General features: G+C 46.7%; 26 protein-coding genes and 1 pseudogene. 25 read left to right on the top strand and 2 right to left on the bottom strand.

The window, feature by feature from the left end:
- Window positions 1-2: 2 nt before the first annotated feature.
- The 8 genes from ACN6MW_RS29240 to ACN6MW_RS29275 all read left to right on the top strand — a co-directional run bounded on the left by ACN6MW_RS29240 (window position 3) and on the right by ACN6MW_RS29275 (window position 5,822).
- A complete protein-coding gene (locus tag ACN6MW_RS29240) occupies window positions 3-398 on the top strand; it encodes a GNAT family N-acetyltransferase (protein WP_419873258.1) in 396 nt (131 codons plus the stop codon).
- 166 nt (window positions 399-564) lie between these two features.
- Window positions 565-1,542: an ABC transporter substrate-binding protein gene (locus ACN6MW_RS29245; protein ID WP_419876481.1), complete on the top strand. Its 978-nt coding sequence runs from the start codon at window positions 565-567 to the stop codon at window positions 1,540-1,542.
- Window positions 1,543-1,688: 146 nt separating this feature from the next.
- Window positions 1,689-2,051 (top strand): glyoxalase superfamily protein, encoded by a 363-nt coding sequence (locus tag ACN6MW_RS29250; RefSeq protein WP_419873259.1) that lies wholly within the window; start codon window positions 1,689-1,691, stop codon window positions 2,049-2,051.
- A gap of 53 nt (window positions 2,052-2,104) precedes the next feature.
- Window positions 2,105-2,908 carry an inositol monophosphatase family protein gene (locus ACN6MW_RS29255; RefSeq protein ID WP_419873260.1) on the top strand — a complete coding sequence of 268 codons (804 nt, stop codon included), beginning with the start codon at window positions 2,105-2,107 and terminating at the stop codon, window positions 2,906-2,908.
- Window positions 2,909-2,950: 42 nt separating this feature from the next.
- On the top strand, window positions 2,951-3,418 hold the full coding sequence (locus ACN6MW_RS29260; RefSeq protein WP_419873261.1) for an SRPBCC family protein: 468 nt from the start codon (window positions 2,951-2,953) through the stop codon (window positions 3,416-3,418).
- A gap of 77 nt (window positions 3,419-3,495) precedes the next feature.
- Window positions 3,496-4,227, top strand: a complete 732-nt coding sequence (locus tag ACN6MW_RS29265; protein ID WP_419873262.1) for a ZIP family metal transporter — start codon at window positions 3,496-3,498, stop codon at window positions 4,225-4,227.
- A gap of 113 nt (window positions 4,228-4,340) precedes the next feature.
- Window positions 4,341-5,306 (top strand): nucleoside hydrolase, encoded by a 966-nt coding sequence (locus ACN6MW_RS29270; protein WP_419873263.1) that lies wholly within the window; start codon window positions 4,341-4,343, stop codon window positions 5,304-5,306.
- Between the two features lie 3 nt (window positions 5,307-5,309).
- The gene (locus ACN6MW_RS29275; RefSeq protein WP_308996502.1) at window positions 5,310-5,822 is read left to right on the top strand and encodes an acyl-CoA thioesterase; all 513 of its coding nucleotides are present in this window, start codon (window positions 5,310-5,312) and stop codon (window positions 5,820-5,822) included.
- Window positions 5,823-6,130: 308 nt separating this feature from the next.
- On the opposite strand, the gene ACN6MW_RS29280 is transcribed toward ACN6MW_RS29275, so the two are convergent.
- Window positions 6,131-6,265 (bottom strand): hypothetical protein, encoded by a 135-nt coding sequence (locus ACN6MW_RS29280; RefSeq protein ID WP_364140041.1) that lies wholly within the window; start codon window positions 6,263-6,265, stop codon window positions 6,131-6,133.
- A gap of 133 nt (window positions 6,266-6,398) precedes the next feature.
- Between ACN6MW_RS29280 and ACN6MW_RS29285 the strand changes: the two genes are divergently transcribed.
- The 14 genes from ACN6MW_RS29285 (at window position 6,399) to ACN6MW_RS29350 (ending at window position 20,775) form a co-directional block, all read left to right on the top strand.
- Window positions 6,399-6,818: a BlaI/MecI/CopY family transcriptional regulator gene (locus ACN6MW_RS29285; RefSeq protein ID WP_364140038.1), complete on the top strand. Its 420-nt coding sequence runs from the start codon at window positions 6,399-6,401 to the stop codon at window positions 6,816-6,818.
- Window positions 6,815-7,672: a M48 family metalloprotease gene (locus tag ACN6MW_RS29290; protein WP_419873264.1), complete on the top strand. Its 858-nt coding sequence runs from the start codon at window positions 6,815-6,817 to the stop codon at window positions 7,670-7,672. The genes ACN6MW_RS29285 and ACN6MW_RS29290 overlap by 4 nt, the downstream gene beginning before the upstream one ends.
- 54 nt (window positions 7,673-7,726) lie before the next feature.
- Window positions 7,727-8,461 carry a DUF3105 domain-containing protein gene (locus ACN6MW_RS29295; protein ID WP_419873265.1) on the top strand — a complete coding sequence of 245 codons (735 nt, stop codon included), beginning with the start codon at window positions 7,727-7,729 and terminating at the stop codon, window positions 8,459-8,461.
- A 238-nt stretch (window positions 8,462-8,699) separates the two neighbouring features.
- A complete protein-coding gene (locus ACN6MW_RS29300; protein WP_419873266.1) occupies window positions 8,700-8,903 on the top strand; it encodes a hypothetical protein in 204 nt (67 codons plus the stop codon).
- Window positions 8,904-9,148: 245 nt separating this feature from the next.
- Window positions 9,149-10,675, top strand: a complete 1,527-nt coding sequence (gene zwf / locus ACN6MW_RS29305; RefSeq protein WP_419873267.1) for a glucose-6-phosphate dehydrogenase — start codon at window positions 9,149-9,151, stop codon at window positions 10,673-10,675.
- 244 nt (window positions 10,676-10,919) lie between these two features.
- Entirely contained in the window at window positions 10,920-11,174 is a 255-nt protein-coding gene (locus ACN6MW_RS29310; RefSeq protein WP_419873268.1) for a hypothetical protein, read from the top strand.
- Between the two features lie 122 nt (window positions 11,175-11,296).
- Window positions 11,297-11,701, top strand: a complete 405-nt coding sequence (locus tag ACN6MW_RS29315) for a hypothetical protein (protein ID WP_419873269.1) — start codon at window positions 11,297-11,299, stop codon at window positions 11,699-11,701.
- Window positions 11,702-11,818: 117 nt separating this feature from the next.
- Window positions 11,819-12,016, top strand: a complete 198-nt coding sequence (locus ACN6MW_RS29320) for a hypothetical protein (protein ID WP_419873270.1) — start codon at window positions 11,819-11,821, stop codon at window positions 12,014-12,016.
- A gap of 132 nt (window positions 12,017-12,148) precedes the next feature.
- The gene (locus ACN6MW_RS29325; RefSeq protein WP_419873271.1) at window positions 12,149-13,759 is read left to right on the top strand and encodes a response regulator; all 1,611 of its coding nucleotides are present in this window, start codon (window positions 12,149-12,151) and stop codon (window positions 13,757-13,759) included.
- 35 nt (window positions 13,760-13,794) lie between these two features.
- A complete protein-coding gene (locus tag ACN6MW_RS29330; protein WP_419873272.1) occupies window positions 13,795-15,564 on the top strand; it encodes a cache domain-containing sensor histidine kinase in 1,770 nt (589 codons plus the stop codon).
- Between the two features lie 18 nt (window positions 15,565-15,582).
- Window positions 15,583-16,872 (top strand): ABC transporter substrate-binding protein, encoded by a 1,290-nt coding sequence (locus ACN6MW_RS29335; protein ID WP_419873273.1) that lies wholly within the window; start codon window positions 15,583-15,585, stop codon window positions 16,870-16,872.
- Window positions 16,873-17,126: 254 nt separating this feature from the next.
- On the top strand, window positions 17,127-18,773 hold the full coding sequence (locus tag ACN6MW_RS29340) for an extracellular solute-binding protein (protein WP_419873274.1): 1,647 nt from the start codon (window positions 17,127-17,129) through the stop codon (window positions 18,771-18,773).
- A gap of 167 nt (window positions 18,774-18,940) precedes the next feature.
- Window positions 18,941-19,831 (top strand): ABC transporter permease, encoded by an 891-nt coding sequence (locus ACN6MW_RS29345; RefSeq protein WP_419873275.1) that lies wholly within the window; start codon window positions 18,941-18,943, stop codon window positions 19,829-19,831.
- 47 nt (window positions 19,832-19,878) lie between these two features.
- Window positions 19,879-20,775: a carbohydrate ABC transporter permease gene (locus ACN6MW_RS29350; protein WP_419873276.1), complete on the top strand. Its 897-nt coding sequence runs from the start codon at window positions 19,879-19,881 to the stop codon at window positions 20,773-20,775.
- A gap of 26 nt (window positions 20,776-20,801) precedes the next feature.
- Here the strand turns inward: ACN6MW_RS29350 and ACN6MW_RS29355 are convergent.
- A pseudogene (locus ACN6MW_RS29355) lies at window positions 20,802-21,186 on the bottom strand (ATP-binding cassette domain-containing protein); the annotation flags it as partial.
- A 458-nt stretch (window positions 21,187-21,644) separates the two neighbouring features.
- On the opposite strand from ACN6MW_RS29355, the gene ACN6MW_RS29360 reads away from it, so the two are divergent.
- From ACN6MW_RS29360 to ACN6MW_RS29370, 3 genes are all read left to right on the top strand, one after another.
- On the top strand, window positions 21,645-23,105 hold the full coding sequence (locus tag ACN6MW_RS29360; RefSeq protein ID WP_419873277.1) for a family 43 glycosylhydrolase: 1,461 nt from the start codon (window positions 21,645-21,647) through the stop codon (window positions 23,103-23,105).
- 15 nt (window positions 23,106-23,120) lie between these two features.
- Window positions 23,121-24,485, top strand: a complete 1,365-nt coding sequence (locus ACN6MW_RS29365; protein WP_419873278.1) for an ABC transporter substrate-binding protein — start codon at window positions 23,121-23,123, stop codon at window positions 24,483-24,485.
- Between the two features lie 86 nt (window positions 24,486-24,571).
- Window positions 24,572-25,453, top strand: a complete 882-nt coding sequence (locus tag ACN6MW_RS29370) for a carbohydrate ABC transporter permease (protein WP_419873279.1) — start codon at window positions 24,572-24,574, stop codon at window positions 25,451-25,453.

Raw genomic sequence — 25,453 nt, forward strand, 5'->3', positions numbered from 1 at the left:
AAATGATAATCTATCACACGGATAAAATGATAACTGCAGCGGAGCTCTCGCAGGTTTTTGCCAGCTCCGGCATCAAAAGGCCATATCAAGATTTGGAACGATTGCAAAAAATGATTGAGAATGCAGATATGCTGATCAGCGCTTGGGACGGTGATCAGCTAGTCGGCATAGCCCGAGCGGTAACCGATTTTGTGTATTGCTGTTATCTTTCTGATCTTGCAGTTAACCAAGATTATCAGAGACTCGGCATAGGGAAGCAGCTGGTCGAGCGGTTAAAGGAAACGTTAGGACCCGAGGTATCGCTCGTTCTGCTATCTGCCCCTACAGCTGTCGAATATTATCCGCGCATCGGGTTTACGCAAACCGATAAATGTTATCTGATTCCAAGAGTGAGGTAAGAATAGAAATCGTTGCTTCTAAGTAAAGGAGCGGCGGTTTCTTTTTTTGAATCAGAGGTTGGAGCCTAGTTGACAATGAAAATGATAATTGTTATCATTAGGTGACTTTTGAGGTGGCCGTTTCGCTTCAAGCCAATATAATTGTCCTACAGGGGGAAGTACAGTGATTAAACGCAACAAGAAGTTTGTATTGGTATTAATGAGTTTGATGGTCATGTCGCTTTGGCTCGCGGCTTGCGGAAGCAATAATAAAAATGAAGCAGCAAACAACGCGGCAACCAATGCGCCTGCAGCAACGGAAGCGCCAACAGAAAGAACGTTAACGGATGCGCTTGGAAACGAAGTAACGGTTCCTGCCAATCCGCAGCGTATCATTGCCTCATACTTAGAGGATCATCTTGTTGCTTTGGGCATTAAACCCGTTGCGCAATGGTCCGTTCCGAACGGTATTCAAGATTACTTAAAAGATTCGCTTGCCGATGTTCCTACGATCGGTTATGACCTTCCTTTTGAAGCAGTTACAAGCTTTGATCCTGATCTTATTCTTATGGCATATGACAGCAACGTTGAGGGCGACAAGTTCGCTCAATATTCTAAAATCGCTCCGACGTTCACCATAGGCGATAAACTAACGGCGGACTGGCGCGCTGCATTGCTGAAAGTCGGCGAAGTTGTCGGCAAAAGCGAAGAAGCGCAAAAAGCATTGGATGCCTACGACGTGAAAGCGAAGGATGCGAAAGAAAAAATCCAAGGCGTTGCGGCAGGCGAGTCGGCGGCAGCACTATGGTTCGTACAAGGCAGCTTTTATATCGTAAGCGAGAAGCTTTCAAGCGGAGATTTGCTATATAATCAACTTGGTTTGGCCGTTCCTGAGGTTGTAAAAGAAATTTCAGCCGCAGGCACAGGCAACTGGAATGCGATTCCTCTTGAAAAGCTGGCTGAGCTCGATGCTGATCATCTGTTCTTGATCAACAGCGGAACGGATGCCGATTCGCAAGCATTAAGCGATCCGATCTGGCAGAACATTCCTGCCGTCAAAAACGGCAAGCTTTATGAATACCCTAGCACATCAAGCTGGCTGTACGCGGGTACGATTGCTTACTCGCAAGTTATCGATGATGTATTGGAAAGCATTGTGAAATAATCGATACCGTTTGGTTGAAAGGACTGTACCTGCTGGCGATTTATGCTGCAGGCTGCAGTCCTTTTTCCTGTTTTCTGCCTTCTCTATGACGACAAACCAATGTATAATCATGGAAGATCAATTACAGGCAAAGGATGTGCGATTCGATGATAACCGCAATGAAGCGTACCGTTCCGATTCTCCGTTTCTTTGATGAAGCGAAGGCGCGCGAATTTTATTTGGATTTTTTGGAGTTTACTTGTGACTGGGAGCATCGTTTCGAGCCAGATATGCCTCTTTATATGCAGATCTCAAATGGAGACTGCTTGATTCATTTGTCTGAGCATTACGGAGATTGCACGCCCGGCTCCGCCGTTAGGATCGAGGTTGAAGACGCTAGGGCGCTTCAGCAGCATTTGTTAAGCAAAACCTTCAAATTCGCGAGACCCGGCTTTGATGAGGAATGGAATCAAGTTAAGCTTACCGACCCGTTCGGAAATCGTCTTCATTTTTATAGCGTTAAATCATGACTGAATTTATCAGATCGTAAAACCTGGTTAAACCTTGTTGGAAGGAGGCATGTATGATGAACCAAATGATCATAAATACGGCTAGGGAGACAGCTATTTCTGCTGCTTATGAAGCGGGAAAGCTGGTCAGGGAAAGGTTTGGAACGCTTTACGCCTATGAGGAAAAAGATGAGCACGGGGATATCGTAACCGAAGTGGATCATTTGGCTGAGAGCATTATTTTGAATAAAATCAGGCGCGTATTTCCAGACCACAGGATACGATCTGAAGAATTTGGCGAAAATGATCTTTCTAGCGACTGGTTGTGGCTGGTGGACCCGCTTGACGGAACGAATAATTTTGCGGTCGGCATGCCGCTATTCGGTATTTCGATTACGCTTGCTTATAAGGGTAATCCCGTATTGGCTGTGATTTATGAGCCGGTCATCGACCGGTTATATGTGTCAAGCCTTGGTGAGGGCACCCTCTGCAATACGGTTCCCGTGCAAATGAACCGGGCCAAAGCGTTTAGCAAAGCGCGAGTCGGCTGGATACAAGGACATGCCGTTCAGAACGAACTGCGGGCGGTAAAACTTAGACATTACATAGACGTGAATACGAAACGAATGATGCGGCTTTGGGCGCCGACCTTGCAATGGACGATGCTTGCCAGAGGCAATCTGGATGCAATCATCGTATACAATTCGGAAGGCGAAGATCTATACTCCGGTATTCTAATGGTGAAGGAAGCTGGAGGAGTAGTCTTTGATTACGAGGGAAATCCCTTTACCGGGATAAATGAACAGCCGTATCTGATAGCGTGTCTTCCAGACCATCAAGACTACTTCATGAATCTAGTTAAAGAAGGATTGGCGTAACAAACCTTAATAAGGTAAAGGCAGAAAAGAGCGGTGAACGAAATGGTCGAAGTAAGAACAGCAGTATGGATTAAGGCACCGATCGAGGTTTGTTTTGATTTGGCCCGCGATATCGACGTACATACTAGGACAGTCTGGAAGCATACCCGCGAGAAAGCGATAGCAGGAGTAACGACAGGCCGTATTAACGAAGGAGAGCTTGTTACGTTTGAAGCGACGCATTTCGGGATCAGGCAGCGGCTGACTTCAAAAATAACCGAGTATAACGCTCCATACTTATTTGTGGATGAAACGCAAAAAGGCGCCTTCAAGAGCTTAAGGCATGTTCATCTGTTCGAGAAGCAAGACGAAGGAACGCTTATGTCGGATTTGCTGCGCTTTGAAGCGCCGCTTGGCGTATTGGGCCGGGCGGTAGAACGTCTTGTTTTAAAGCGGTATATGACGCAATTTCTTGAGCATCGCAATGAACAGTTAAAGCGATTAGCCGAGGAGACGCCGGCACCCGCTTAATGGATGGTTTGAAATGGAATCGCACAATATAAGGAAGAGGCATAGGGGTCGTGTTCTGCCCAGTTAGGAGAGTCATCATGATAGAAGCACTCATAGGTAGTTTTATCTCGGCAATGGCAACCGTGCTTGGCGCGGTACCGCTGCTTTTTGTGAAAAGCCTTTCCGAAAAATGGAAGGATGTGCTGATCGCCTTTACAGCCGGTATTATGGTTTCTGCTTCGACATTCGGCTTGCTGCCGCAAGCATTGAAAGAATCAGGAATCTTTCCTTTAACCATTGGTTTGCTTATCGGAGTTATCGCGCTTGATCTGTTGGAGAAAAACATTCCCCATATTGACATCGAGCAAAAGCGGGGAATTTCATCCTTCGACAGCAAGTCGCTGCTCGTTATTTTCGCATTGTTCATACACAATATTCCGGAAGGCTTAAGCACGGGATTTAGTTATGCCAGCGCGAATGGCGGTCTTGGTCCCATGGTAGCTATCGCTATCGGTGCGCAGAATATGCCGGAAGGACTCGTATTGGCCATTTTCCTCATTCATTCTAGGGTAAGCAAACTGAAACTCATGCTTATCGTTACGCTGACTGGACTAATGGAGGTCGTATCTGCGATCGTCGGTTATTTTGCCGCAAGCTATGTGGCTGGACTCATAGGCTATGGGTTAGCTTTTGCATCCGGCGCCATGCTATTCATCGTTTATAAGGAGCTTATCCCCGAAACCCACGGTCATGGCTACGAGCGGTCAGCCACGTATTCTTTCATAATCGGTTTGCTCATTATGATTTATATAAGCTTCTATTTTGGTTAGTGGTCACAAAATAAGGCTTCATTCTCGCGAATAAGCACAAACTTTTGGTTTGTCCTTGGTTTTTCTTCCTTTGTTCGTTTACAATAAACGATAGTAAAGGGAGGTATCATGACATGTCAAACCTAAACAGAATGCTGCTGGACGTAGATACTGGCATCGATGATGCTCTAGCGATTCTATACGCGCTGCTCTCGCCGCAGATCAAGGTAGAAGGCATTACGACCGGTTTTGGAAATACGGATGTCGTACAAGCCACAGAGAATACGCTTCGTGTCATTCAAGTTGCGAATTGCGGGTATGAGGTACCCGTAGCAATGGGCGCAGCAGGTCCGCTTAGCCGGGTGTTTCCAGGTGCAGTTCCCCATATTCATGGCCATAACGGGATTGGCGATGCGATGCTGCCGGCATCTCCTAATCAGCCGGTAAAAGAATCTGCCGCGGAATTCATTGTTCGTAAGGTAAACGAGGCGCCGGGCGAGCTTATTTTAGTAACCGTGGGAAGATTGACTAATCTGGCGCTGGCGTTGCAGCTGGATCCGGCCATTGTGACTAAATTTAAGAAAGTTGTGATTATGGGCGGCGCGGTATTTGTGCCTGGCAATATTACGCCCGTGAGCGAGGCCAATTTGTATGGGGATCCGGAGGCTGCGGCATTTGTTTTTGAGTCTGAGCTTCCTATAACGATAGTGGGATTAGATGTCACGCAGCAAACTCGTCTAACGAAGGAGCATATGCTGTATTTATCTCGCGAGATCGACGCAGACAAACGCGAAATATATGACTTCTTAGACGCGGCTTTAGAGCGTTATTTTGATTTTTATGCCTTCTCCAACCATTTTGAAGGGGAATGTCCCATGCATGATCCTTTGGCCGTAATCGTTGCGGTTAACCCGTCGATTGTGCAAGTGGAAACGATGAATGCGGTAATCGATTGCGGAAACGGCTATACAGCGGGTATGATCATCACGGATCGACGAGTACGCTCGGTCGTTGGCCGTCCCGTCGATTTCTGCTTAGAGGTTGATAAGGAACAAGCGATTGCAGAACTGTTATCCGTATTTACTAGAGGGGAAAGATAACCGATGGAAAAAAGATTTTCACGCGAATCAAAATGCTACAAAACAGCAAGGGTTTTCCCGCCAGACGTTAATAATCATAATACATTGTTTGGCGGTAAATTGATGGCTTATATCGATGATATAGCGTCGATTGCAGCAACCAAGCATTGCCGGCGTTCCGTCGTAACGGCATCCACGGATTCGGTGGATTTCTTGCATCCCATTCGGCCGTCGGATTCGGTTTGCTTAGAATCATTCGTCACCTGGACGGGGCGCACTTCGGTAGAAGTGTTTGTTAAGGTCATCAAAGAAGATTTGCTCAGCGGAGAACGTAAGGTGGCAGCAACGTCCTTTTTAACTTTTGTTGCGCTTGACGAGAATCGCAAGCCTGTTCCGGTACCACTCGTCGTTCCGGAAACGGAAGAAGAGCTGAAGCTGTTCGAAACAGCGCCGCACCGTGCGGAGATGCGTAAGATAAGAAGAGACGAGAGCAAAAAATTCGCCGGCTTTTTGACGGTTAAGCATCCTTGGGACTAAAAAATTCGGATCTATTCGTTATAAAATGGAGATAATCATGCTATTTTTGACCCAAAAATGACCGAAATCCCTTGACCCGAACAAGTGTTCTGATTTGTTGGACGATGAAAAACCTTTTGATTTTCTATTTTTGTTAAAAATTACATAACGAGAGCGGATTGCATTCTTAATGGGGTACAATTTTACGAAATTGCTTATGGAATGCCGTGAATTATAGCAAAATGCCCTTTTTTACCAATGCGAACAAGTGTTCTGATTGAAATTAATTTGAAAGGGCAGCTCCTTACAAGGGCTGCCCTTGCTGCATGTTAGCAGCTCTTATTATTTTTCGATTTCTTAGGAATCGATTCGTCATCCCGGCTCATTTTGTCGCCAAATTGTTCGAGCCGGGAGGGACTTGATGCTGGACCATCGTTGTCGGGTTTATTGTTTCTTCCTGTCACTTTAATCACCTCCAGCAAGTATAGGGTGAGCAGCAAACGAACATTTCATACTTGCGGACTGTATCGCACCATATCTTCTCTCTTGAAATGGGATTTTGACTGCACTATAATATGTAGTGAAGGGTGGAAGTCCATGGATATCAAAAATTTTAAATATGGCGAAGTCGGCTTAAATCGATTTTTTGGTTCCCTCGAAGCCAAAATTATGGACATTCTATGGGAAGCAGAAGAGCTGAGCATAAAGGAAGTTCAGCTTCGATTGGAGAAGGAAAAGCAAATTAATTTTAATACGGTCATGACCGTCATGAATCGTTTATTAGAAAAAGGCATTTTGCAAAAAAGATTAAAGGGAAGATTATCGCTGTTTCGTCCCGTCGAATCGAAGGAAACATTCATAGAACAGCAATCCAAGCGATTAACTGAAAACCTTATGGATGAGTTTGGCGGCGTGGTCATTAATCATATGATTGATGCGCTCAAGGATGTCGATCAATCTTTGCTTGATAAACTCGAACAAAAAATCCAGCAATTGAAGAAGGACAAGCCGTTATGAGATGGCAGCGGAAGTCCGCTACCATAATGGCTGTCAGTTTTTTTATCGCGATTTTGGTTTGGAGCCAGATGGGAATGTATTTGGCCCATCTCTTGTTCGGCGTAAACGTAAAAGTGAATTTTTTTAAATTTTGCATCAGTTTGTTTAAAGAGAACTCCTTATATTATTTCTTAGTCATTACGTTTCTAAATTCGTTAATCGCATATGCCATTTTAATTACATGCCTTAAGATTACTCAGCAATATGTGCTTTCAAGACGTTTTAAAACGAGGCTGATGTCGCTTAGAAATATCATTCTGACTGCGAATATCATCCAAGAATTTCAGCCGCTCAATCAAAATATTATCGTTATCGATCACGACCGGGCAATGGCGTTTACGGTAGGATTCAGAAGGCCGTTAGTCGTGCTGTCAAGCGGATTAATTGAGATGCTCGACCGGGAAGAGCTGGAGGCGGTAATTGCGCATGAAGCTTTCCATCAGTCCAATTATGACTCGCTCAAAATCTTCCTGCTGCAGTTAATCTCGCAATCGCTTTGGTTCATTCCCGTTACGAAGTGGACTTACCGGAATTATAAGCTGATCAGCGAGCTGCTTGCTGACGAATATGCCGTTCAGAAAACGGGCTCAGAGCTTGGTCTAGGAAGCGCGTTGCTAAAGCTTATCAAAAAAGGATTCAGTGATCATCCTACACCGGTATTAGTCTATTTTTCCGACGGGGTGGTTAATTACCGATTGCAGCAGCTCGTTGATCCTAATCAAATGATACCTGTTCGTTTAGGAATGATTTCTATTGTGATTTCTATACATGTTTTGCTCTTGTTTATGGGCATGATTGTATTAGCGATCACATAGTTTTTTACCAATATACACTACAATGCGTAGTGCCAGGAGCGTGTGGAAGATTTTATGAATGAACATATGGGATTACATCAGCAATCGGGTTCTTCTTACTTTTTGCTTTATACCGCAGCGGTTATTTTGATCATGGCGTTGCTCGGCTATTGGTATGCTAACAAATGGAATAAGGAAAATACGAGCAAGTTAAAGAAGGAGCAAAAAGCAGCGCTAAAGCAAAAAATGAAAAAAATGCGAATGGCAGCGCATCTGCTTTTGAGCGTTTCTATTATCGTCGTCATCGTGCACTTTGCTAAGGATCTAGGCAAGGAATACGATGTGGACACCTTGAATCTAAAGGCGGCAATTGAGGTGACCGAGGATAAGAATTACGGAGCGGAGCATTCGGATGACCCGGTTTCGTATGAGATGGAAATTCCTACTTCAGGCACGCACAGTCCTCATGATTTGAAATTTGGTTTTTATACGGAAAAACCGGCAAACGAGATGCTCGTTCATAATTTAGAACATGGCGACATCATCATTCATTATCGTCCCGGCGCGGAAGCCCAAATCATTGAGCAGCTCAAATATTTTGTTAACTTTAGAGAAGCGGGAGCCGGCATTTTGGCCGTTCCCGATGAGGATATCCCAGCCGGTAAAGAGGTTGTCGTCACCGCATGGACCAAAACGATGGAGCTAGCCGAATACGACGAGACGAAAATCGCAACCTTCATTTATGAATATATTAATGAAGGCCCTGAGAAAATCCCTGCACAAATCCGCAGAGGCGGAGGTACGATGTAGAAGGGAAGCAGTCACAAAGAAAAGCAGAACCAAAACGGGAGATATCCGTTTGGTTCTGCTTTTTTGCTGGATTTGTGGCAGGTGAAATGACGTGTAATCCGGTCAGCCATTATGAAAAAATGAGTTATTCTGCAGCTTTTACCGCCTTACATGACAGGATGAAAGACGAATATCCCTTCGGGGAGTGGAAAAATATGAATGGGGCTGAGCTTAAACAGACCTAAGGGCCAATTTGAACATGCCAGGCGGATACACCATTCAACTGCCTGACGGCAGGTCACTTAATAAGGATAAGAACATTCAAGGTGATGTTGACCGTTACGGGCAAGGCGGAGTGACGCCAGATATTCGAATTCTATTGAATGCGGCATCATTCAAAGCCAAGTATATGAACGGACAGGATGTTGAGTTAGACTATGCCTTGAAGCTGCTTTCATCGTAAGTTAACGAAAGGCTTCAACCAGCTCGGGGTAATAACAATTTCGAAAATAAGGAGCTCGTAACCACGGTAACATAGACATGGTCTATAGCTCCTGTGAAATATATTAATTACTTGAATAGATGGATTTCGTATTATAGTGAAACTAAGAAAAAGAAAACATTACTTGTGGGATTTGGAGGGATAGTGCTGCTTTAGGCACTTCCTAGTGTGGTCACAATGGAAGCCATGTTGAAGGGAGAAATAAAATGGAGGCAACAACGTTTGTTTTGTTTGGAGCGACAGGAGATTTAGCCAAAAGAAAAATTTACCCTGCCTTGTATAATTTATTTGTCGATCAGAAGCTGCCGCAATCATTTTCTGTGATTGGTCTTGGAAGAAGGGAATTGTCAGATGAAACTTTTCAAGCAAATGTCGAGCAATCCCTCCATCATTTTTCCAGACGCGAAGCAAGCGATCCTGTATTAATCAAAAAATTCCTAAGCGCATTTCGTTATAGCGTATTGGATGTAGGCCATAAAGAAGATTATCAAAAGCTGCTGCACATGATAGAACAACGCGAGGAAGCGCTGAATTTACCACCGAATCGGATGTTCTATTTATCCGTAGGGCCTCAGTTTTTTGAAGCGATAGCTTCCAACATCAAAGAAAGCGGACTTGGCTCTGCAAAAGGCTGGAAGCGCCTGATTATCGAGAAGCCTTTTGGTCACGATTTGGAATCCGCACGGGAGTTAAATCATAAGCTGAGCAATGCTTTTACGGAGGATGAAATTTTTCGGATTGATCATTATTTAGGAAAACCGATGGTGCAGAAACTTGGTGTTTTGCAGCAGACAAATCCGGTTATTAATGCATTATGGTCAAACCGTTACATTGCGAACGTGCAAATTACGGCAAATGAAACCGTTGGCGTTGAAGAAAGAGCAGGTTATTATGATCAAGTAGGCGCGGTCAGGGATATGTTTCAAAACCATATGCTGCAGCTGCTTATGATGGTGGCGATTCACCTTCCTACGAACAGCACCTCCAAAGATGTGCGCTTTAAGAAGAAGCTGGTTATGGAGTCCCTTGAGCCGCTAGACAAAGAAAATGTTAAAATGAGCGTGATCCGCGGCCAGTATAAAGAAGGAACCATTCAAGAGAAACCGGTTATCGGTTATACTTCCGAGCCAGGCATAGCCACAACGTCCATGAATGACACATTTATCGCCGCTAGATTGCAGATCGATGATGTGTTTTGGCGTGACGTTCCTTTTTATATCCGTACAGGCAAAAGAATGAAGGAGAAATCAACGCGAATCGTCATCGAATTCAAAGAGCCATTTAAACAGCACTCCACGGCAAATGACGATAATAAAATACCGAATTTGTTAGTATTTGAAATTGGCCCTAACGAAAGCATCACATTGCAATTGAATACGAGGAACCCGCAGCATAAAGGGGAATTCATGCCTATGAACATTGACTTCCATACGAGTCCACATGATGTGCCAGAGGCTTACGAAAATTTGCTTCACGACGCTTTACACGGAGACGCTACGTTTTTCTCGCATTGGGATGAAGTTGAATTGTCTTGGAAATGGGTTCAACCCATCTTGAATGCTTTTGAAGAAAACCTTGCGCCGCTTCATCTTTATTCAGCTGGGACTTACGGTCCTGCCGAGTCCGATGAGCTATTGGCGAGAGACGGCTACCATTGGTGGTTAGATTCCAAGCCTCAACAAGAAATAAAAGAACAAAAAGAAGAAGAATATGCCTATCAAGCAAATCATTGATTAGTGATTTAGTAATGAATTAATGATAAGACTAAGAGTGCTTTTATTTGTTACTTAGTTTCTAAACAGACAAATCGCCAATTAATAAGTTGGCGATTTTTTTTGTAAATCTATATTAATTCGAGAATTGATTGAATTATCCTGCCCGTTAGCATTCCTGTAGAGCGTTAATTATCAGCTTTGCAAAAAAAGAAGCGCCTCGGTACGATGGGAGTGCGCAACGGGTCATAGCCCTAAAAATCCCATGACTACTGGAACGGTTAACAAGGTACTGATTAAACGCCGCGATATCCATAACAATGACTGGACGGGCGAACCATATGAAATCAGTTTTCCCGCCAATAAACGCAACTTCAAATATATGGACGCTAGAAAGGACAAGCAGGCTCCCTATTTCAACAGGGACGTGATGCTATCCGTCGTTGACGACAAAACGACTTTAACCGGGCTGACCGTTATGCTGACGCAAGCGAAAGACAATCTGCTCGTCCATGACTAGAATATCGTCGCAAAAAACGCGGGAACAGGGGAAGTTTCCAAGGAATATCTCGCGTTCTCGGAATTTTACAAAGATCCATCCCGAATCCGTTGATGCTGAACCTCGACGGACAGCAGCCGAACATGACGTACAAGATCGAGGTCCATGCCCTTGACGCATATGGCAATGAAAGCAGAGAATCTTTAAAGGCTCTGGGTAAAACGCTCGACGGCGTAGTCAAGGATGTAACGATAACTTTGTCGAAAAATGAATTACTTGGCGTACAAGATACGATAGAAGTTACCGTCGATAACGCTAGAGCACCCCAAAGCGATTGGATCGGGTTATACGAAGTGAATGAAAAGCCGGGAGAATTAGCCTCGATCTGGTGGATGTACACGCAAGTGACGGACGGTACATGCAAATTTACGTATGATCCGAGGTATATCGGTTACCCGGACAGGTACAAAGAGGGTTCGACGTACAAATTCGTTTACTTTTACGGCGGCGGCTACGATGCCGTAGCTTCGACGACCTTCACCATCTGAAGCAAAGAATAATAACGAAAAAGAAAGCCCTCGTTCATTTATTGTGACGTGCACCCCATAGAAGAGACATTGGAAAACCACCTGGTTATTCCGATGAATTCATAGGGGTGCATTTTTATGGCTATTAAGGGACAGAAGTTTAAGCATTATCCGGAATGGGCTCTAAACAAACTGACGCCGAATGAGCTTGCGGACATCAAGAAGCAGGGTGAATTTCAATTCATAGAAGAGTGCCACCGTTTGTTGAAGGAAGGGAACTACCATCCTTCGCCTGTATATCTGATCCATCCCGTTTTCTATTTTGAGAGAGAATAATTTACTGAATAAGGAACAGGGTGTATAGTGATAGTGAATATATTATTGGTCAAAGTTCAAGATAGGTTCTTATATTATTACTTCATGAAAGCGATTTCAGAATGTATCTCAAACACACAAAGAGGGATCGAAATGTTTAAGCTGATGATAGTGGATGACGAATTATTAATGCGTATTGGCATTCGTTCCATGATCGATTGGGAAGCGCACGGATTCCGGATCGCCGCAGAGGCTGCGAACGGCAGGGAAGCAATCGAAATGGCTCAATCGGTAAAGCCGGATTTAATCATTACAGATATCAAGATGCCCGTCATGGACGGACTGCAGTTGATCCGCGAAGCGTCGAAAACTTTCACCGACTGCAAATACGTGATACTGAGCAACTTTGACGAGTTTCGGTACGTGAAGGAAGCGTTGCAGCTTGGCGCAATCGATTACTTGATCAAAAGCGAGATAACGGCGGAAGTTCTAGCCGAACTGCTTGCCGGCATCAGGCGGAAAAGGGAGCTCGGCGGCAGCGGGAGCCAGACCGTGATGTTGACGGCGCACATTACACAAAGCCTCTCCCATCTGAAGGAAAGCTTGTTCAAAGACCTGATCAGCGGCTTGTTGGGCGAGAGGGAAGCGGCTGCGAAGGTGGAGCAATTGCAGGCATGTGTCCGTTCGGAAAATCTGATGGTCATCAAACTTCGCCTCGACGGTTTTGCGAAAGTACGTCAGAAGTATGTGGAGAAAGATGAGAAGCTGTTAAGGTTCTCCGTTCTCAATATTCTGGAGGAAATTATACCGGGCAAGTGGAAGAAAGAACTGGTCATCGAAAGCTCGTCCGAATATTTACTTATTGCCAATACCAAGGGAGACGGCATGATGAGCGCTCGCTCGGAGATCGCAGAGCTCTGCGGCGGCATTCAGCGAACGATGAAAGATTTTATGAATATGTCCATTACTATCGGCGTAAGCTCCGTCGTTTCGGGATTTCGATTGATGAGAGCGGCTTACCGGGAAGCGGATTACGCACTCAGGCGCAGTTTTTTTGCAGGGGGCGGACGGATTATATTTTTTGAAGACACGGAGGACTGTCCGAGTGATGAGATTGCGGAACCTGCGCCAAAAGAGGCGAATGAAGCAAACGCTCATGCATTGAGCCACGTCCTTGACAGCAACAATGAAGCAAAGCTGACGGAGTTCTTTGACGCTTTTCGAGGCGAATTGGCGGCTAACAGGGCGAATGAACGAATGATCCGCGAGGCGTATATTGGGATGACTGAAATTGTAGGCGCACACATGTCCTATATGGTTAGGTCCCGCCTGCAGGTTTCGGACAAACTGCCTTACGAAGCGGTCCTTTCTGCAGAGACGTGGGATGATGTTCATGGTATTGTACTTGATTATGCGAGGCTTTTCTTGGCGGCGGAAGGTCGGTCGGCAGAGCAGAGAAGCTATGCGGATATAGCTGTCGAAATGATACACCGATACTATGCGGAAGATCTCTCCCTCCAGAGCGTAGCCAGTCAAATCAACGTCAATCCGTCTTATCTCAGCCGACTGTTCAAGCAAGAGAAGGGTGAAAATTTTATTTCATGCTTGACCCGAGTCCGGATTGACCGGGCGAAGTCGTTTTTAGAGAGCCGTAAATATAAAGTGTACGAAGTGGCGGACAAAGTAGGCTATCATAATTACACATACTTTAGCAAAATTTTCAAGAAGGTCGTCGGAGTCAGCCCGGAAGAATATCGAGGGTAATGAGGCAAGGCACGGCCTTGGAATGGAGACGATGAATGCGGAGAAAAATTACATTTATTAGTATCAAAGCGAAAATGCTGATTATATGCCTGACCGTCGTGATCGTGCCGATTTTCGTTATGACGGTCATTTCTTACGCTTCTTCCCAGCGGCTGCTGGAACAAAAATATACGGAGCTGCTGATGGACATCTCTAATCAGACGAACGTGAGCATCGACGCATATTTGAAAGAAGTAGAGAAAATATCGCTGGTGGCCAGCTTTGGTATGAACAGCAGTGTAAAAGCGACAGCCGAAGACAATTATCCTCTTCAGGAATATTTGCGCGACGATAACGAAGAAAATGAGAACACGGCTTATGGCATGCTGATGAACTATATCATGATGAAAGACCGGGAAATTTCTTTTTATATCTATAACCTGAACGGCGGACAAGATCTGTTCGTCGGTACCGATCTCCCTTACGATTATAGTTATAAGGCGAAGGAAGAAGAATGGTTCAAGTTTTTTCAGGTGTCGAACAGCAAGATGATGACGCTCGATACGCATGTCGACCAACAGACGAAAAGCAAGAAGCTCGCAATTGCCCACGCCAGGAAAATATTGGACATGGACAGCGGAACGTTGCTCGGCATCATGGTTGTGCGAATCGACCTCAGCGTCATCGAAGTTGTGAACAGCAGACTTCAGCGAGCGCTGCGTTCGCGGTTCACGATTGTGGACGAGGCGGATAACATTATCTTCAATGCCAATACCGCTCTGATCGGAAAAAAGTTTTCCGAAACCGTTCGACCGGATAAGCGCGACCATATCATCGTGGAAAGCCGGTTTGACCGGCAACGATGGACGACCTATTTATATATGCCGATGAGCGAGCTGTCGGCGGAAGGGGATATTTTGCGGCAAAACATTTATCTCCTGGCGTTCCTGATGCTCCTATTTCTAGTTATTATTTCGATCTACTTGTCAAGCGTCATTACGCGGCCGATCAAGAAGCTGATGACCAACATTCTGCATGTGGAAAAGGGGCAATTCGAACAGGTGGAAGACATACATTCACGAGACGAAATCGGATTGTTATCGACAAGGTTCAATCGGATGTCCCGCGAGCTGAAAGGGCTTGTCTCTCAAATCCAGCAGGAAGAAATGAAGAAAGCTGCCGCTGAAATTCGCGCGCTGCAATCCCAGATCAATCCGCATTTCCTTTACAATACGCTGGGATCGGTGAAGTGGATCGCCTCCATGCAGCAAGCGGACACCATTGTGGTCATGACCGAAGCGCTAATCGCCATGTTGCGGTATGCCGCCCGCGCAGAGGGCGCGATGGTTTCCGTACGCGAAGAACTCGATAATTTGCGAAACTATATGACCATTCAAAAGGTTCGTTACTATAACCGGATTCGCATGGATGTCTTTGCAGACGATACGCTGATCGAACAGCGCATGCCAAAGCTAATTCTCCAGCCGATTGTTGAAAACGCGATTTTTCACGGACTTGCGGAAAAGGAAGAAGACGGCATTGTCACGATTCGCATTGCACGGGGTGAAAACGGGTTTATTATTGACGTCCATGACAACGGAGAAGGCATGGACGAGGAAACGCTTCGGCTCGTTAAGGCCTCTCTCGCGGGAGAGGCGGACAATGGAGAGAGTATCGGCCTGCATAACGTGCAGCGCCGCATACAGCTTTATTACGGAAATAAGTACGGAATTGAGTGCAATAGCGATCAGGGAGCCGGCACGACGTTTCGCATTTGTTTGCCTGAGGAGGAGAATTCGCAGGAAATGAAGCATCTCGGCGCATAAATAAAGGGGGAGGGCTCGGTGGCGGGAGGAGCAAGGTTTTTGTGGTGGATAGGCGTGGCTGCTGCCGTTCTGTTGGCTGGCTGTGCCGCGGACGATTCGGCAGAGCGGCCTGATACGGCATCGTCGTCAAAATTTGTTGTGCTGCGATATACAAGCTTCATGCTGGATTCGTCGGAGACAGCAAGCCATTATTTTGACGCTATCGCCAAATTCGAAGAGATGAATCCGGATATACGCATCGAGGTGGACCATATTCAGAACATCAATTATACGGCGGGATTAAAGACGAGATTGCTCGGGGGCGAGCAAATGGACGTGTTCGACGTTTGGTCGCCCAGTCTGTTCGAGGAGCTGCGGCGGCTGGATGCTCATGTCTACTTAGACTTGAGCAAAGAGGATTTCTTGAACGATTTCCTTCCGGCAACTTTGGAGCCGGTCACGAAAGACGGCCATGTATACGGCGTTCCCGGCTTGATGCATACGGACGGCTTTCTCTATAACAAGACGATGTTCCAGAAGCTTGGACTTTCCATCCCTCGAACGTGGGCCGAATTTATTCGATTGTGCGAGAAGCTGAAAGATCAAGGGATCATTCCAATAGCGCTTAATTCCGAATGGTGGGTGCCGCAATTTTTGTTTGGTTCGCTCATGTCTAATGCCGGAGCGGACGAAACCTGGACGGCTATGCTGGAACAGGGCAAGGTGAGAGCGGATCATCCGATGATTATCGAAGCTATGTCGATGACAAAGGAAATAATCGATCGAGGCTTCGTGCCGGAGGGCTGGGAGCAGTTGAAGTATGAACAGTCAAGAGATCTGATTGGCAATGGCAGAGCCGCCATGATTGTTACCGGCACCTGGGATCTGTCGGAGCTGAACGCCAACAATTCCGGACAGGAAATCGACTTTATGATGGTGCCCGGAGTAGAGCGCACCGTACCAAACCTGAATATTGGCTCCTACAAAGTCATTAGCGCGAACAGTGCGCATCCTGAAGAAGCGAAACGATTCCTGGCCTATATGAACGGACAAGAAATGCAAGAAAAGCTGGCGAATCAAGTCATGGCTGTTCCCTCCGTCAGCGGCGCCTTGCTCCATGATCCCATTGTCCGCCGCATCTTCGAATTAGTTACCGGCGAGGAAGCGATGATTTATTGGCCGCATATCGTGTCGACGGAGTCACTTCAGTTGGAAATAATCGACGCTCTGAATGAGTACCTGAGAGGAGCCGATCTGGCCCGCGAATTGTCGAAAATACAGCTTGCGATTGACCGATCCGGGAATCGTGAAGCGCAACCGAAAACGTAACCAGCTTTCCTGTTCAACTGTAATCCTTCCCGCCCGGGAAGGGTTATTTGTCGTGCGTATCATGAAGGATGCCCATTTTCTTGCACTTTTTTTTGATGCACAGGCATTATTTTTACTTTTGGGCAGTCATAGCGGCAGTCTGGTATCAACGTGTCAAGAAAGGAGCAGGAACTTGTCAATTAAGTTGATAGCTCCAACTCTCATTTTTTTTTACAATAAACTCGTATCAACCAATGGATAAATGGGAGGTTAGTATGAGTAAAAAGTTATTGTCTATCGTGATGGTGCTGTCACTCGTCTTGCTGGCTGCATGCAGCGGAAAAAATGGGAATACGGAAAATGATCCGAAGTCGGCGCCAGAACCTGAGCAGTCGGTGAATGCAGAAGGCGTGGTCGATTACGCGTTCGGAGCCTATGCCGAACCGGTCACCATCCACACGGTAAGAGCTGAATATTCTTCGGCGCAGTTCCCGGAAGGGGACAATATGACCAGTAACGTATGGACTCGCGCTTACAAGGAACGGTTCAATATTGATGTCGTGACAGATTGGGTAACCGACGAATACGATACGAAGCTTAATCTTGCCATTTCGTCTAATCAATTGCCCGACGTGTTCCATGTCAACGCAACGCAGCTGCAGCAGTTGATCGAAGCGGACATGATTATGGATTTGACGGAAGTGCTCGACACTTATGGTTCCGACCGGTTGAAAGGTTATATGGAGGCCGACAGTGCCAGTTATGAGTCGGGCAAGAAAGACGGCAAGCTGTACGGCATTCCGCAAATGCACTGGGGGTTCATCGACCAGCCCGACTATATCTGGATTCGAAACGATTGGAAAGAAGAGCTCGGCCTTTCGGATCCGAAAACGATGGACGATATCAAGAACATTGCCCTGAAGTTCAAGGAGGCGTATGGCGGCTACGGCATTTCGGTCGATCAAACGCTGGACTACTTGAATCTGCTCGCAATCGGCTGGGGAGCTCATCCGGACATGTGGATTCCGGGCAATGACGGCAAACTGGTGTACGGCTCGGTGCAGCCGGAAATGAAAGATGCGCTCGCAGCATGGGCCGAGTGGTTTAAGCTGGGCATTATTGATCCGGAATTTCCGATTAAAGATTTCAGCGCCATGAACTCCGGGATTGTATCCGGCAAGTCCGGCATGCAGCCGTATTATCAATGGTGGGGTTATAACCCAGGCGTCGATACCGTAACTAATCAGGGCAAAGACGCGGTGTTCTATCCTTATCTGATTCCGACTGTCGATGGCCAAGTGGCGACGCAATCCGTCTTCTTCGCGAACGGCTCTTACACGGTTGTGAACAAAAAATCGAAACACCCGGAAGCAGCCATTAAGCTTCTTAACTTCTATGCTTACATTCTCGACGAAGGAACAGAAAAGGAAACGCCTGAGACGCTGTCCGCCATGTTGGACAAAGACATCGCGCATGTCACAGGCGCCTTCAAGATCATTAATCCGATGACGGATTACGAACAGTTCGAACGAGTGAGCGAAGCGCTGAAATCGAAAGATACGAGTCAATTTACAACAAGCGGCATGTGGCAAAAATACAATAACAGCGTTGAATTTATGACGAATGCGACTCCTGCGGCTACTGGCGACTATCTGCAGCAAGGTTCGCAGAAGCCTGCTTACGGCCTTGCCAAGTCCATTCTCGACAATAACCAGTATATTAAGACCGCGATGTGGGGTGCTCCGCCGAAAGAGCTTGCCAAATACGGCTCCACACTGGATGACATTCTGACTGAAGGCTTCACGAAGATCATTATGGGCTCGGAAAGCATCGATTATTTCGATACGCTCGTCAAAAATTGGCATGCAGCCGGCGGTGAGGAAGCGACCGAAGCCGTCAATGCTATGTATGGCCAGCAGTAAGATATCCGAACAAGCGTAAACGGCTGACGCCGTCCTTGATGGCAAAAGCAAAATTTCGCGGTAAAATATAGGCTTAGTATTAGTATGAAACTTTTACCTTCCTATATTTTGAAAACGGGGGAGGCGGGGATGCGCTCGCCTCCTTTACGTGAACGGAGGAGCGGGACATGTTAACAAAATTAAAACAGCAACGAGCATTCCACCTTATGCTCATTCCGAGCGTTATTCTTGTTTTTATTTACAGTTACCTTCCGCTATATGGAATGATTATAGCGTTTCAGGACTATAATCCTGGTCTCGGCTTTAAATCGAATTGGGTCGGAATGGATAACTTCGAACATGTTTTCAGACAGCCTAATTTTGTGCGAACGATCTGGAACACGATGTATATGTCGGTCTTCAAGCTGATCGGAGGCATCGTCGTACCGGTCATTTTCGCTTTATTGCTGAACGAAGTCGCGCGTGCAGCGCTGAAGAGATCGATTCAGACGCTGGTCTATGTTCCGAATTTCCTATCGTGGGTCATTATGGCGGGGATTATGATCGATATTTTGGGTTCGGACGGCATCGTCAATTCTTTGTTCGTCTTTTTGGGAGCGGAGCCTATTTCATTTCTGGGAAGTCCCTCCATGTTTCCTTGGACTATGATCGTGACGGACATTTGGAAAGGCTTTGGTTTCGGCACTGTCATCTACCTGGCGGCCTTGACGAGCATTGACCCAGGACTGTATGAAGCGGCGTTGATCGATGGCGCAAAACGATGGAAGCAGACGCTCTATATTACGCTGCCGCTGCTTATGCCTACGATTATTTTGATGACGGTCCTATCGCTCGGCAATATTTTGAATGCGGGCTTCGACCAAATATTCAACTTATATTCGCCCGTCGTCTATGAGACAGGCGATATCATCGATACTTATGTGTATCGGCTAGGCATTCAACAGGCGCAATATTCGGTAGGCGCTGCCGTCGGATTTTTCAAGTCGATCGTTTCCTGCATTTTAGTTGTCTTATCCTATATATTGGCTTATCGCGTCGCAGGATACCGTATCTTCTAAGGAAATGCTTACGAAGTATGTTTGCATTCGCAAACATTTAAGGAGGGATGATTGTGGTTCAAGATAAAAGCCTGGGGCGGAAGATGTTTCATATCGTTAACTACACGGTGTTGATTTTGGTTTCGCTTATCTGCGTGCTGCCGTTCGTTAACCTGTTGGCCGTCTCGTTCAGCAGCAGCTCCTCGGTATCGGCGGGCGAAGTCATGTTTTGGCCCGTCGACTTCAATACGAAAGCCTATGAGTACGCGCTTAAAGGCGATGAATTTTTTCGGTCAATGTGGGTTTCGCTCCAACGTGTCGTATTAGGTACGCTGGTTAACCTTATTTTGATGGTGCTCGCGGCATATCCGCTTTCGAAGACGAAGGAGAAAGTGTTGGGCCGCGGTATTTACATGGGCTTTTTTGTTTTCACCATGCTGTTCAATGGGGGATTGATTCCTACCTATTTGATCGTGGTTCAGACCGGGTTAATCGACTCCATCTGGTCTTTGATTTTGCCCGGAGCGATCCCCGTCTTTAGCATGATTATTCTGATGAACTTCCTCAGAGGGCTGCCGGAAGAAATTGAAGAATCGGCAACAATTGACGGGGCGGGGCCCATTCAAATATTGGTCCAAATCTTGCTGCCGCTTCTGAAGCCGGCGCTGGCCACAGTCGGTCTGTTCAGCATCGTCGGCCATTGGAATTCTTGGTTTGACGGTATTATTTATATGAACGATACGGCGAATTATCCGTTGCAAAGCTATTTGCAGACGCTGCTTCTTAACTTTGAACAAATTATGTTGAGAGCAAGTACCGACTATACTCAGCTGCTGGCGATGATGAACGTACGTACCGGTCGCGCCGCCCAAATGTTTCTCGGGGCGATACCGATTTTGGCGATCTATCCTTTTCTGCAAAAATATTTTACGACTGGCCTCGTTCTTGGCAGCGTCAAAGGCTAAACTTATACGTTACACGCGTTATGCGTTCATAAAAGCCGGTCGCCTAGTAGTAAAGACATGTGAATGGCGACTGCTCGCCTCAGAAACTGGTGCTGCAGCTTCCTTCTGCGGGAACTGAAGCTCGTAGGCTTGTATCTGCCTTGCCCTGCAAGTTGCTCGTCATGCGTGCCGGATCGAGGATGACGCCGCAATCCAGCACATCGATGGTGTCGGCTTGCTAGATTGTCGACAGCCGGTGAGCGATGACGAGGCAGTTACGGCCTTCGAGCAGATGAGCGAGCGTATTTGAATCGACTTCTCCGATTCGGTGTCGAGCGAGGACGTTGCCTCATCCAGTATTATGATGGCTGGATTTTTCAAAATCGCGAGAGCAATCGAGATGCGCTGCTTCTGACCGCCCGACAGCTTCATGTCAACAGAAAATAAAGTATTAGACTGGATGACATTATTCCACGCTGCTTTTCGAATTGGCATACCGTCAGACTCCAAAAAAAAGTTTTAGACTGAGCGTAGAAACTGAAACAGCGACAGCAAAGGACGAGAAAATAATGTCCTAGACTGTCGCTGTTTTATTGAACTAACGTTTCCGTTCACAAACTATAACTATTTTTATGCAAATTTGTACATAAGAATGTCGTCACGGCTGGTACGAGCTCATCAACGCTTAATTTCGATTATACGCCGATTAATTTTCTTGACAAAATTACCAGGAACGTGCTGCTGAGACTGTGTCCAATATTTTGGAGCAGTCTTTTTTATGTTCAAGTGGAAAGCTAAAAATATTGAACATAGGACAAAGAAATTAGAATTTAAAGCGTTTTCTTTTCCTTTTATAATCAAGTTATGATATATGAAAGGGGTCACATACATTGTCGAACTTATTTTACAAGCCGGACGGGGCTTGGGTGGGAGACCTCATCCCCTTCTACAAAGACGGTACATTCCGTTTGTTCTATCTTCATGATTGGAGAGAGAACAAAAAAGTTCACGGAGAAGGCACCTCCTGGTTCGAGCTCCGCACAAGCGATTTCGTGCACTACGAAGAAAAAGGCGAAATGCTGAAACATGGAAGCGTGAGCGAGCAAGACATGAACTGTTATACCGGCTCCATCATTGAAGCCGAAGGCGAATACCATATGTTCTACACCGGCCACAATCCGCACCCGGAATTCGCAGAGGACGGTGAGCCGCTCCAATGCGTCATGCACGCCGTGAGCACGGATATGGAATCGTGGCGAAAAATTCCCGAAGATACCTTCTATTCGGACGGGATTCAATACGAAAAACATGACTGGCGCGATCCCTTCGTGTTCTGGAACGAAGAGTCGGGGGAGTACTGGATGCTTCTCGCCGCAAGGAACAAAGAAGGCCCGTCCCGGCGCCGGGGCAGCATCGGATTGTGCGCTTCAAAGGATCTTAAAAAATGGGAAATCCGAAAACCTTTCTGGGATCCGCAAATGTACGTGACGCACGAATGCCCGGACTTGTTCCGGATCGGGGAATGGTGGTATCTGGTTTACTCCACGTTCTCGGACCGGTTCGTCACCCATTACCGCATGAGCAAATCTTTGAGCGGACCTTGGACGGCGCCGAGAAACGATGCTTTTGACGCCAGAGCGTTCTATGCCGCAAAAACATGGAGTGACGGAAACAAACGTTACGCTTTCGGCTGGGATCCCAGCAAGGAAAACGAGGACGATTACGGAGATTGGCAATGGGCCGGAAATTTGGTCGTACACGAAGTTGTTCAAGAAACGGATGGAACGTTAACGGTTCGCATCCCGGAGACCATTTCCCATCATTTTGCAAAAAAGCAGGCTGCCGAGTGGGGTTCGCGGTTCGGGGATTGGGAGGAGTCAGAGGGACGCATAACTGCGGCGGCTGACGAAACATTCTCTTGCATAGCAGCCGGCTCCATGCCCGAAACTTGCAAGATTTCGGCCCTGCTGTCCTTCACCGAAGGGACCAGAAGCTGCGGCATCATGCTTCGCGCAAGCGAGGATCTCGACGAAGCCTATTACATTCGTCTTGAACCCATTCATAACCGCCTCGTATTCGATATGTGGCCCCGCCGGGTGAAGGGCGAGGCGCAGTGGCATATCGACGGAGACCGTCCCCATGCAGTAGAGTTGGAAGTGCCGATAGAACTACGAGCCGGTACGGTTTACGATATCAAGATCGTTGTGGAAAATTCCGTTTGCGTCGTATACTTGGCCGATCAGGTCGCCATGACTACACGCTTGTATAATTTGAATACCGGCGGCTGGGGTTGCTTTGTCCAGGAAGGCCGAGCTCAATTCGAACAAGTATCCATTTCGGTTCCCAACTAACAGGAGGTCGTATAAATGAAACGTTACGTCAAATGGTTGACTCTTGCATTATCGCTTCTTGTCCTGATGGCAGTGGCGAGCGCATGCGGTGGCGGTAACAACAATAATAACGACGCTGCAGAAACCGGATCGGCAGCTCCGGCGGACGAGAGTCAGAAGGCCGACAAGAAAACGTACAAATGGTTCGTCGCCCGCGGTGTAGACGGCCCTCAGGCCGTTACCGTAAAGGAAATTGCAGACGAGTTTTCCAAAACGCATCCAGAATTCGAGCTGGTTCTGGAAGGCACGGGAGATCGCCCGTCCTATTTGCAGAAGCTGCGGACATTGATCGCAAGCAACGAGATGCCCGCTATGTTTGATACCGATCCCGATGCTTATGCTTCCAAGCTGGTGCAGGAAGGCAAGCTGGTGGACATGAAAAAAGTGCTTCAAGACCTTGGCAAATACGAAGATTTCCGTCCGATTGCCCTGCAATATCAGCAGTTCGCAGACGGTTCCATGTACACGCTCCCGCTCGAATTCGGGATCGAGGTATTCTGGTACAACATCAAGATGTTTAAGGATCTCGGCCTTGAACCGCCAAAGACGTTCGATGAGTTCATGAAAGTTTCCGAGACGCTGAAGCAGAATGGGATTACGCCGATTGCCGTCGACGGCAAGGACAAATGGCCGGTTCTCCGGTACCTGGCTTACCAACCTTTCCGCATGAGCGGTAATGATTTTATCGAGAACGTAAAGCAAGGCAAGGCATCCTTCAAGGATCCGGCCGGCATGGCAGGCATCCAATTCGTTCACGAACTGGGCACCAAAGGGTACTTCCAACAAGGATTCACTGCAACGGATTACACCGCGGCGCGTGACTTATTCCTAGCCGGCAAAACCGGCATCTATTATATGGGTTCGTGGGAAACCATGAATTTCGCAAATGATAAAGTGAGTGCCGAAATGAAGGACAACATCGGATTTTTCCGGCTTCCCATGACGGAGGGCGCCACGACGGCTGAAAACGATTATTTCATCAACTCGGGGATCGGCCTTGCATTCAATCAAGAGACTTTCGACGATACGATGAAGGAATTCGTTAAGTTCCTCCTGGAAAAGTATCCGGAGGCCTATACGAAAAAAGGCCAATTCTCGCCTTTCAATTATTCGCTTGATCAAGCGCAAGGGATGCCGGAACTTTTCTATAAAATCCAAGACGAAATCGCGAAATCCGGAACCGTATTCGCGGTGCCTTGGGATACGCGCCTCGACCCTGCCACGAATGAGTTGCTCGGCAACGAGCTCAATGCCTTGGCTCTCGGAGCCCATACTCCGGATGATTTTGCAGAATTAATGGATCAAGCGATTAAAGAAAACGCGCCGAAATATTTCAAATAATTACGCTGCGCAGCCGGCCAACCGAAATTCGGTTGGCCAGCTATGTAAGTAAAACAATATTAAAAAAATGGGGAATGAGTAAGGGTATGGATAAAATCCTCCGCAATCACAAAGCCGTTCTCGTCTTCCTGTTGCCGGCATTGCTCGTGTATTTGTTCACCGTTCTAGCTCCCATCCTTTGGTCGATGTATTTCAGCTTCTTCTCCTGGGATGGGGTTTCCGATATGGTCTACATCGGATTTGACAATTATGCCAAGATGTTCGGCGGCGACAAGACGTTCTGGAAGGCATTCAGCAACAACCTGATCTATGTTTTAATTATTGTGGCCATGCAAGTGTTTCTCGGTTTGTTGGTTGCCATCTTGCTGACCAGCATCACCAAAGGCAGAGAATTGTTTAAAACGTTGTATTTCGCTCCCGCTATTATAACGTCGGTAGCCATAGCGCAGTTGTTCCAAAATGTATACTCGTTCGAACCGGTTGGAATTTTAAACTATGTTCTGCAGCAGATTGGTCTCGCAGACTGGAGCAAGCCTTGGCTTTCCGACTTGGAGTGGGCTCTGACCGCCGTATCGGTACCTGAAGGTTGGCGTTTTATCGGTCTTTATATGATCATCTTGTATACTGCGCTCATTTCCATTCCTTCCGATATCGAGGAAGCCGCCAGAATTGACGGAGCTTCTTCCTGGAACCTGTTTCGTTCGATCAAAATGCCGATGATCAAGCCGGTACTGATGGTTTCTATCATTATGTCTACTACGGGGGCTTTAAAAGGGTTCGACATCCCGTATCTCATGACGAACGGGGGACCGGGCCGCGTGACGGAATTGTTACCGACTTATATGTACAAAACTGCATTCTCCAGTCTGAATTTCGGCTATGGCAGCGCGATGGCTGTATTTATCGTCATTGAAAGCCTCATAGCAGTTGCTTTTATCAGACGGCTGATGGACAGTAAGGAGACCTGA

It is taken from the genome of Pristimantibacillus sp. PTI5 (genome assembly GCF_048572955.1).
Taxonomy (GTDB): Bacteria; Bacillota; Bacilli; order Paenibacillales; family Paenibacillaceae; genus Pristimantibacillus.

Coding starts and splice junctions, on each gene's coding strand:
- ACN6MW_RS29240 (WP_419873258.1), top strand. CDS start 3: ATGATAATCTATCACACGGATAAAATGATAACTGCAGCGGAGCTCTCG.
- ACN6MW_RS29250 (WP_419873259.1), top strand. CDS start 1,689: ATGATAACCGCAATGAAGCGTACCGTTCCGATTCTCCGTTTCTTTGAT.
- ACN6MW_RS29255 (WP_419873260.1), top strand. CDS start 2,105: ATGATGAACCAAATGATCATAAATACGGCTAGGGAGACAGCTATTTCT.
- ACN6MW_RS29260 (WP_419873261.1), top strand. CDS start 2,951: ATGGTCGAAGTAAGAACAGCAGTATGGATTAAGGCACCGATCGAGGTT.
- ACN6MW_RS29265 (WP_419873262.1), top strand. CDS start 3,496: ATGATAGAAGCACTCATAGGTAGTTTTATCTCGGCAATGGCAACCGTG.
- ACN6MW_RS29270 (WP_419873263.1), top strand. CDS start 4,341: ATGTCAAACCTAAACAGAATGCTGCTGGACGTAGATACTGGCATCGAT.
- ACN6MW_RS29275 (WP_308996502.1), top strand. CDS start 5,310: ATGGAAAAAAGATTTTCACGCGAATCAAAATGCTACAAAACAGCAAGG.
- ACN6MW_RS29285 (WP_364140038.1), top strand. CDS start 6,399: ATGGATATCAAAAATTTTAAATATGGCGAAGTCGGCTTAAATCGATTT.
- ACN6MW_RS29290 (WP_419873264.1), top strand. CDS start 6,815: ATGAGATGGCAGCGGAAGTCCGCTACCATAATGGCTGTCAGTTTTTTT.
- ACN6MW_RS29295 (WP_419873265.1), top strand. CDS start 7,727: ATGAATGAACATATGGGATTACATCAGCAATCGGGTTCTTCTTACTTT.
- ACN6MW_RS29300 (WP_419873266.1), top strand. CDS start 8,700: ATGCCAGGCGGATACACCATTCAACTGCCTGACGGCAGGTCACTTAAT.
- zwf (WP_419873267.1), top strand. CDS start 9,149: ATGGAGGCAACAACGTTTGTTTTGTTTGGAGCGACAGGAGATTTAGCC.
- ACN6MW_RS29310 (WP_419873268.1), top strand. CDS start 10,920: ATGACTACTGGAACGGTTAACAAGGTACTGATTAAACGCCGCGATATC.
- ACN6MW_RS29315 (WP_419873269.1), top strand. CDS start 11,297: ATGACGTACAAGATCGAGGTCCATGCCCTTGACGCATATGGCAATGAA.
- ACN6MW_RS29320 (WP_419873270.1), top strand. CDS start 11,819: ATGGCTATTAAGGGACAGAAGTTTAAGCATTATCCGGAATGGGCTCTA.
- ACN6MW_RS29325 (WP_419873271.1), top strand. CDS start 12,149: ATGTTTAAGCTGATGATAGTGGATGACGAATTATTAATGCGTATTGGC.
- ACN6MW_RS29330 (WP_419873272.1), top strand. CDS start 13,795: ATGCGGAGAAAAATTACATTTATTAGTATCAAAGCGAAAATGCTGATT.
- ACN6MW_RS29340 (WP_419873274.1), top strand. CDS start 17,127: ATGAGTAAAAAGTTATTGTCTATCGTGATGGTGCTGTCACTCGTCTTG.
- ACN6MW_RS29345 (WP_419873275.1), top strand. CDS start 18,941: ATGTTAACAAAATTAAAACAGCAACGAGCATTCCACCTTATGCTCATT.
- ACN6MW_RS29350 (WP_419873276.1), top strand. CDS start 19,879: ATGATTGTGGTTCAAGATAAAAGCCTGGGGCGGAAGATGTTTCATATC.
- ACN6MW_RS29365 (WP_419873278.1), top strand. CDS start 23,121: ATGAAACGTTACGTCAAATGGTTGACTCTTGCATTATCGCTTCTTGTC.
- ACN6MW_RS29370 (WP_419873279.1), top strand. CDS start 24,572: ATGGATAAAATCCTCCGCAATCACAAAGCCGTTCTCGTCTTCCTGTTG.